A 7,044-nucleotide genomic window follows, 5' to 3' on the forward strand; every position below is an offset into this window, starting at 1 on the left:
GACGGTGGGGGCACCGCCGCCCCGGGCGGCGGCACCGTCCTGAACGGCGGGGGCGCCGTCGGCCGCGAGCACGGCGGCCCGCATCTCGGCCGCGTCGGCGTACCTTTCCTCGGGGCGTTTGGCCAGTGCCCGCAGGACGACGGCGTCCCAGCCGGGCGGGAGGTCCGGACGCCGTGCCGACGGCGGCCGGGGCGTCTGGCGAATGTGTTGCAACAGCACGGCCGTCGGCGTCTCGGCGGTGAACGGCGGGCTGCCGGTGAGCAGTTCGTACAGCAGGCACCCGACCGCATACACGTCCGACTGTGCGTTCGCGGCGTGGCCTTCGGCCTGCTCAGGCGACATGTACAGAGGCGTACCGACCATCCAGCCGGTGGCGGTGAGGCGGGTGGCGGTCTCGGCCATGAGCTTGGCGATACCGAAGTCCAGGATCTTCACGCGCGGGCGGGATCCGCCCAGGTCGACCATCACGTTGGCGGGTTTGATGTCCCGGTGGACGACGCCCTTGCCGTGGCTGTGGTCCAGCGCGTCGAGAACATCTCCGACGATCGCGCGGACCTGGTCCAGGGGCAGGAGCCCGGCCGCGATCGCCTCGTCCAGAGGACGGCCGTCGAGGTACTCCATCACCAGGTACGGCACCGGCTCGCCGCCGGAGGTGTCCTCCCCGATGTCGTGCATGACCGTGATGGACCCGTGGCTGAGCGCCGCGGCGGTGCGTCCTTCACGACGGAACCGCTCCTGGAAGCCCGGTTGCCGGAGCAGCTCGGCCGGCAGCAGTTTGACGGCGACCGTGCGCCCCAGCTCACGGTCGAGGCCCTTGTGCACGACCCCCATGCCGCCGCGCCCCAGTGTTTCGTGCAGCTCGTACCTGCCCGCCAGTACCCGCACTGACTTCCCCCGTGATCAACTGCCCGACGTTGGGCCCAAGATATGGGGTTTTGTCGCCAAGTGCGCGTGAAACTACCCTCAGTGCCCTCGGGAAATCCACTCGCCGAGGTGCGGGGCCTCGTCCCCGATCGTCGTGGTGTCGCCGTGGCCGGTCCGTACGACGGTGTCCGGCGGGAGGGGCAGCAGGCGGTCGCGGATCGAGTCGATGATCACGCCGAAGTCGGAGTACGAACGGCCCGTCGCGCCCGGGCCACCGTTGAACAGCGTGTCGCCGGTGAAGACCGTGCCCAGGTCCGGGGCGTACAGGCAGACCGCGCCCGGGCTGTGGCCCGGCGTGTGCAGGACGCGCAGGGTCGTGCCGGCCACGGTCAGCTCGTCGCCGTCCGCGAGCGCGCCGTCCGGCTCGCGGTCCGGGTAGGTCATCCGCCACAGGACCATGTCGTCCGGGTGCAGCAGGATCGGCGCGCCCGTGCGGTCGGCCAGCTCGGCCGCGGCGTCGATGTGGTCGTCGTGGGCGTGGGTGCAGACGATCGCGGTCAGGCGCCGGTCGCCGACCGCGGCGGCGATCGCGTCGGCGTCGTGCGCGGCGTCGATGACGAGCACCTCGCGGTCGTCGCCGACCAGCCACACGTTGTTGTCGACGTCCCAGGTGCCGCCGTCGAGGCTGAACGTGCCACTGGTCACAAGATGAGTGACGGGGTGCGCGCTCATGTCACCACCGCTCACAGGTTCACCACCGAGCGCAGCACCTCGCCGCGCCGCATCTTGCCGAACGCCTCCTCGACGTCGTCCAGGCCGATGGTCTCGGAGACGAAGCCGTCGAGGTCGAGCCGGCCCTGGAGGTACAGGTCGACGAGCATCGGGAAGTCGCGGGAGGGCAGGCAGTCGCCGTACCAGGAGGACTTCAGCGCCCCGCCGCGGCCGAACACCTCCAGCAACGGGAGTTCGATCTTCATGTCGGGGGTCGGCACGCCGACGAGGACGACCGTGCCGGCCAGGTCGCGGGCGTAGAACGCCTGCTCGTACGTCTCGGGCCGGCCGATGGCCTCGACCACGACGTCGGCGCCGTTGCCGCCGGTCAGCTCGCGGATGGCCGCGACCGGGTCGGTCTCGCGGGAGTTCACGGTGTCGGTGGCGCCGAAGCCGCGGGCCCACTCCAGCTTCCGGTCGTCGAGGTCGACGGCGATGATCTTCGCGGCGCCGGCCAGGCGTGCCCCGGCGATCGCGGCGTCGCCGACGCCGCCGCAGCCGATGACCGCGACCGAGTCGCCCCGCGTCACGGCGCCGGTGTTGATCGCCGCGCCGAGGCCGGCCATGACCCCGCAGCCCAGCAGTCCGGCCGCGGCGGGCGAGGCCGCCGGGTTCACCTTGGTGCACTGGCCCGCGTGCACGAGGGTCTTGTCGGCGAACGCGCCGATGCCCAGGGCGGGTGAGAGCTCGGTGCCGTCGGTCAGCGTCATCTTCTGGGCGGCGTTGTGCGTGGCGAAGCAGTACCAGGGACGGCCGCGCAGGCAGGCGCGGCACTGCCCGCAGACCGCGCGCCAGTTGAGGATGACGAAGTCGCCCGGCGCGACGTCGGTGACGCCCTCGCCGACCGCCTCGACCACACCGGCGGCCTCGTGGCCGAGCAGGAACGGGAACTCGTCGTTGATACCGCCCTCGCGGTAGTGCAGGTCGGTGTGGCACACGCCGCAGGACTGGACGTCGACCAGCGCCTCGCCGGGCCCCGGATCGGGCACGACGATCGTCTCCATGGAGACCTCCGCACCCTTGGAACGCGCGACGACCCCTCGCACCTCGTGTGGCATCCGATCACACACCTTTCGTCCGCCGGTGACGTACGAGAAGTATCACATCGCCTGGAGGCGGTGCCGCTCCGCCGAGACGAGTGTGCCGTCGGCGACGTGCAGCACCCAGAAGCCGCCCTTGGGCAGCCGGGGGTCCTGCGGCGCGGTCGCGCCGAGCGTCTCGCAGGCGCGCTCGATCATCTCGGTCACCAGCTCGCCGTGGGTGCAGACGAGCGCCGCGATGCCGTCGCCGATGAGCTGGGTGAACCGGCCGCCCGCCTCCTTCGAGGCGGCCATCGGCGTGCCCATCGAGAAGGCCCAGTCGGTCCGGATGTCGCTGCTCATCCGCGCTGCGTACGGCAGCACGGTCTCCATGCAGCGGGCGGTCGCGGAGCTGAACACCCGGGCCGGGCCGTACCCCGCGAGCGTCTCGGCCAGCGCGGCGGCCTCGGCCCGGCCGCGCGCGTCGAGCGGCCGCAGCACGTCATCGCCGTCCCACGCGCGCTTGTCACCGGCCGAGGTGTGCCGCAGGACGATGTACGGCGTGGTCCGGTTGGGACCGGTGGCGAACTCGCGCAGCAGGTCGGCGTCGTGCTCGTAGCTCAGCCGCCGCTCGGCCTCGGGCACCGGCAGCCACTCGAGCCGGTCGATCTCGTCGTTCGGGCGGAAGTCGCCGCCGTTTCCGGTGGCCGCCCAGTAGTCGACGCGCTTGGGCCGGCGCTCCTTCTCGTACTCACGCGCGGACAGGCGACGGCCCAGGATCGGCCAGACGCCGCTCTCCTCCCAGACCTCGCGTACGGCGGTGCGGAGCACGTGCTCGCCGTCCTTGGCCTTGCCCTTGGGAAAGGACCAGTCGTCGTACTTGGGCCGGTGGACCAGCGCGACCTCGGGCCCGTTGTCTCCGCGCCGCCACAGGACGGCGCCCGCCGCCCGGATCGGGTCGGGGCCATCACCCATCGACGGTCCTCCATCGCCGCGTCCGCATGAGGTGGGTCTGAATGTGCGTGGAGCCCCCGTGCCGGGTCCAGTGGCCGTCCTCGTTCAGCAGCCAGCACTGGGTGTCCATGCCCATCGCCAGGTCGAAGCGGCCCAGCAGATCCGCGCAGTGGTTCCGGTCGGTGACGCGTACGAGCACCTCGACGCGGCGGTCGAGGTTGCGGTGCATGAGGTCGGCGCTGCCGATCCACACCTCCGGCTCACCGCCGTTCTCGAAGGCGTAGAGGCGCGAGTGCTCCAGGAAGCGGCCGAGGATGCTGCGGACCTGGATCGTCTCCGACAGCCCGTCGACGCCGGGCCGCAGGGCACAGATGCCGCGCACCCAGACGTCGATCGGGACGCCCGCCTGCGAGGCGCGGTACAGCGCGTCGATGATCACTTCGTCGACGAGGGCGTTGCACTTGAAGCGGATGCGCGCCTGCCGGCCCTGCAGTTGGTTGTCGATCTCCCGCTCGATGCGGCTCACCAGTCCGGCGCGCAGGGAGTCCGGCGCGACCAGGAGCCGCCGGTACTCGGTGTCGCGCGAGTAGCCGGTGAGGTGGTTGAACAGGTCCGTGACGTCCTCGCCGACCTGCGGGTCGGCGGTGAGCAGGCCGTAGTCCTCGTAGATGCGGGCGGTCTTGGGGTTGTAGTTGCCGGTGCCGATGTGGCAGTAGCGGCGCAGCGTGCCGTCGGACTCCTCGCGGACGACGAGGGCCAGCTTGCAGTGCGTCTTGAGGCCGACGAAGCCGTAGACGACGTGGCAGCCCGCCTGCTCCAGCTTGCGCGCCCAGGTGATGTTGGCGCGCTCGTCGAACCGCGCCTTGATCTCCACCACCACGACGACCTGCTTGCCCGCCTCGGCCGCGTCGATGAGCGCGTCGATGATCGGCGAGTCGCCGCTCGTCCGGTAGAGCGTCTGCTTGATCGCCAGCACCTGCGGGTCGGCGGCGGCGTCCTCGATGAGCCGCTCGACGCTCGTCGTGAAGGAGTCGTACGGGTGGTGCACGAGCACGTCGTGGTCGCGCAGGGTGGCGAACAGGTCGGTGTCGTGCGGCAGCGCCGCCTCCGAGGGCACGAACGGCGGGTACTTCAGCTCGCTGCGGTCCAGGTCGGCGATGGCGTCGAGGCCGCCGAGGTCGAGCGGGCCGGGCACCCGGTACACCGAGCTCTCGTCCAGGCCGAGCTCGGTGGTCAGCAGTTCGAGCACCTCCGGCGTGATCGACTCCTCGACCTCCAGCCGGACGACCGGGCCGAAGCGGCGGCGCAACAGCTCGCGCTCCAGCGCCTGCAGGAGGTTCTCCGCGATGTCCTCGTCCACCTCGAGGTCCTGGTTGCGGGTGACGCGGAACGCGTGGTGTTCGAGGATCTCGGTTCCGGTGAACAGCTGCGGGAGGTTCTCGGCGATCACGTCCTCGAGCGGGACGAACCGCGACGGTGACGCCTCCAGGAACCTCGGCAGCAGCGGCGGCACCTTGACCCGGGCGAAGAGCGTCTCCTCGGTCTCGGGATCGCGGACGACGACGGCGAGATTGAGCGACAGGCCGGAGATGTAGGGAAAAGGGTGCGCCGGGTCGACGACGAGCGGGGTGAGCACGGGGTAGATCCGCCGCCGGAACAGGCGGTGGAGCTCCTCTTTCTCGGTGTCGGCCAGCTGGTCCCAGCGCAGGATCTCGATGCCCTCCTTGGCGAGGGCGGGCAGGATCTCGTCGTGGAAGCAGGCGGCGTGCCGGAGCATCAGCTCGTGCGCGACCTCGGAGGTGCGGGCGAGCACCTCGCGCGGCTGCCGGCCGCTCGCGGTCTGCACGGCGAGCCCGGTGGCCATGCGCCGGGCCAGCCCGGCGACCCGGACCATGAAGAACTCGTCCAGGTTGCTGGCGAAGATCGAGAGGAAGCGGACACGTTCGAGCAGGGGGAGATCGGGGTCGCCGGCCAGGTCCAGCACACGCTGGTTGAACCGCAGCCAGCTCTCCTCGCGATCAAGAAACCGGTCTTCGGGAAGTTGGCCTTCCACCTCGGGAAATTGTCCGGCTTCGACACTCATGTCAGATATGCTCCCCGCCTAATGTGAACTTGAAGCCAACGGGGGCTTACCTTCCTGATACCCGGACGGGCCCGATCGCTCAGGGAGAGATCGTGCGACTCCGGGGGCCCGCGCGCAGCACCTGCGAGGGCAGCGTGTGGCCGACCATCGTCTCCGCTCTGGCGGCGACGTCGATGAGGGCATCGAGGTCGACGCCCGTGGCCACGCCCATGTCCTCCACCATGTGAACCAGTTCCTCGGACGCGATGTTCCCGGTCGCGCCGGGGGCGTACGGGCAGCCGCCGAGCCCGCCGACGCTGGCGTCGAAGTCGGCCACGCCCAGCTGAAGCGCCGCGAGCACGTTCGCGAGACCCGTGCCGCGAGTGTTGTGGAAGTGCAGGTTGAGCGAGGTCTCCGGGTTGGCCATGCGGAACTCGCCGACCAGCCGGGTCACCCGCGGCGGGGTCGCCATACCCGTCGTGTCGCCGAACGACGCGCTGTCGGCGCCGTCGCGCACCGCCCGCGAGGCGACCGCGACGACCCTCTCGACCGGCACGTCACCCCCGTACGGGCAGCCCCACGCGGTGGAGACGATCACCTGGCAGGTGGCGCCACGGCCGTGCGCCAGATCAATGATCTTGGCGATGTCGTCGAGCGACTCCTCCGTGGAGCGATTGACGTTCTTGCGGTTGTGCGTGTCGGAGGCCGAGACCACGACCTCCAGTTCGGTGAAGCCGGCGTCCAGCGCGCGCTCGGCGCCGCGGAGGTTCGGCACCAGGGCCGAGTAGCGGACGTCGCCGGCCCGCCGCACCCGGCTCCACACCTCGTCGGCGTCCGCCATCTGCGGGATCGCCCTCGGATGCACGAACGACACGGCCTCGATACGGCCGACGCCGGTACGCGACAGCGCGTCGATCAGCTCGACCTTGGCGTCGGTCGGCACCGGTTCCTCGTTCTGCAGGCCGTCGCGGGGCCCCACCTCACGCAGTGAGATCCGGCCGGGCAGGTCGCTCATGTCGGCACCTCCTGCCGCCAATGTAGTGCGCTCCGGCCCGGCCCGGAATCGCAGGCGCCGCGCCGCCGTCAGCGCCGGTCACCGGCGAGGGCGAACCACGTGCCCGCCACGAGGCACACTCCGGCGGACAGGAGCAGGGCGTACTCCGTCCCGTGGCCGAGCACGGCCCCCATGGCGGCGACACCGAGGGTCGCCCCGGTCTGGCGTACCGCGTTGAGCGTCCCGCCCGCCGCGCCGGCCGTGCCCTCCGGCGCGGCGTTGAGGACGGCCGCGACCAGGGAGGGCAGCACGAACGAGACGCCGAACCCGGTCAGCAGCAGCCCGGCGGCGAGCACGACGTACCCGGCCCCGGCGGCGAC

At 71.3% G+C, this 7,044-nt stretch carries 6 protein-coding genes and 1 pseudogene; all 7 read right to left on the bottom strand.

The window, feature by feature from the left end; all coding sequences use genetic code 11:
• The coding region (locus ACFFNX_RS37125; RefSeq protein WP_378210716.1) for a protein kinase domain-containing protein at positions 1-885 on the bottom strand (885 nt) is incomplete at its 3' end.
• A gap of 78 nt (positions 886-963) precedes the next feature.
• Positions 964-1,596 (bottom strand): MBL fold metallo-hydrolase, encoded by a 633-nt coding sequence (locus tag ACFFNX_RS37130; RefSeq protein ID WP_378210717.1) that lies wholly within the window; start codon positions 1,594-1,596, stop codon positions 964-966.
• A gap of 11 nt (positions 1,597-1,607) precedes the next feature.
• The gene (locus ACFFNX_RS37135; RefSeq protein ID WP_378210718.1) at positions 1,608-2,693 is read right to left on the bottom strand and encodes an S-(hydroxymethyl)mycothiol dehydrogenase; all 1,086 of its coding nucleotides are present in this window, start codon (positions 2,691-2,693) and stop codon (positions 1,608-1,610) included.
• A 42-nt stretch (positions 2,694-2,735) separates the two neighbouring features.
• Complete coding sequence (locus ACFFNX_RS37140; protein ID WP_378210720.1) at positions 2,736-3,629, bottom strand: NUDIX domain-containing protein; 894 nt, start codon at positions 3,627-3,629, stop codon at positions 2,736-2,738.
• Complete coding sequence (locus ACFFNX_RS37145; RefSeq protein WP_378210722.1) at positions 3,622-5,691, bottom strand: RNA degradosome polyphosphate kinase; 2,070 nt, start codon at positions 5,689-5,691, stop codon at positions 3,622-3,624. Before ACFFNX_RS37145 ends, ACFFNX_RS37140 begins: the two co-directional genes overlap by 8 nt.
• A gap of 79 nt (positions 5,692-5,770) precedes the next feature.
• Positions 5,771-6,685, bottom strand: a complete 915-nt coding sequence (locus ACFFNX_RS37150) for a hydroxymethylglutaryl-CoA lyase (protein WP_378210723.1) — start codon at positions 6,683-6,685, stop codon at positions 5,771-5,773.
• Positions 6,686-6,753: 68 nt separating this feature from the next.
• Positions 6,754-7,044, bottom strand: a pseudogene (locus ACFFNX_RS37155) (MFS transporter); the annotation flags it as partial.

This window comes from Actinoallomurus acaciae, from assembly GCF_042429965.1.
GTDB lineage: Bacteria > Actinomycetota > Actinomycetes > Streptosporangiales > Streptosporangiaceae > Actinoallomurus > Actinoallomurus acaciae.

What these genes read in the sequence shown, in the direction of transcription:
- ACFFNX_RS37130 (WP_378210717.1), bottom strand. Translation starts at nt 1,596, where the DNA reads ATGAGCGCGCACCCCGTCACTCATCTTGTGACCAGTGGCACGTTCAGC.
- ACFFNX_RS37135 (WP_378210718.1), bottom strand. Translation starts at nt 2,693, where the DNA reads ATGCCACACGAGGTGCGAGGGGTCGTCGCGCGTTCCAAGGGTGCGGAG.
- ACFFNX_RS37140 (WP_378210720.1), bottom strand. Translation starts at nt 3,629, where the DNA reads ATGGGTGATGGCCCCGACCCGATCCGGGCGGCGGGCGCCGTCCTGTGG.
- ACFFNX_RS37145 (WP_378210722.1), bottom strand. Translation starts at nt 5,691, where the DNA reads ATGAGTGTCGAAGCCGGACAATTTCCCGAGGTGGAAGGCCAACTTCCC.
- ACFFNX_RS37150 (WP_378210723.1), bottom strand. Translation starts at nt 6,685, where the DNA reads ATGAGCGACCTGCCCGGCCGGATCTCACTGCGTGAGGTGGGGCCCCGC.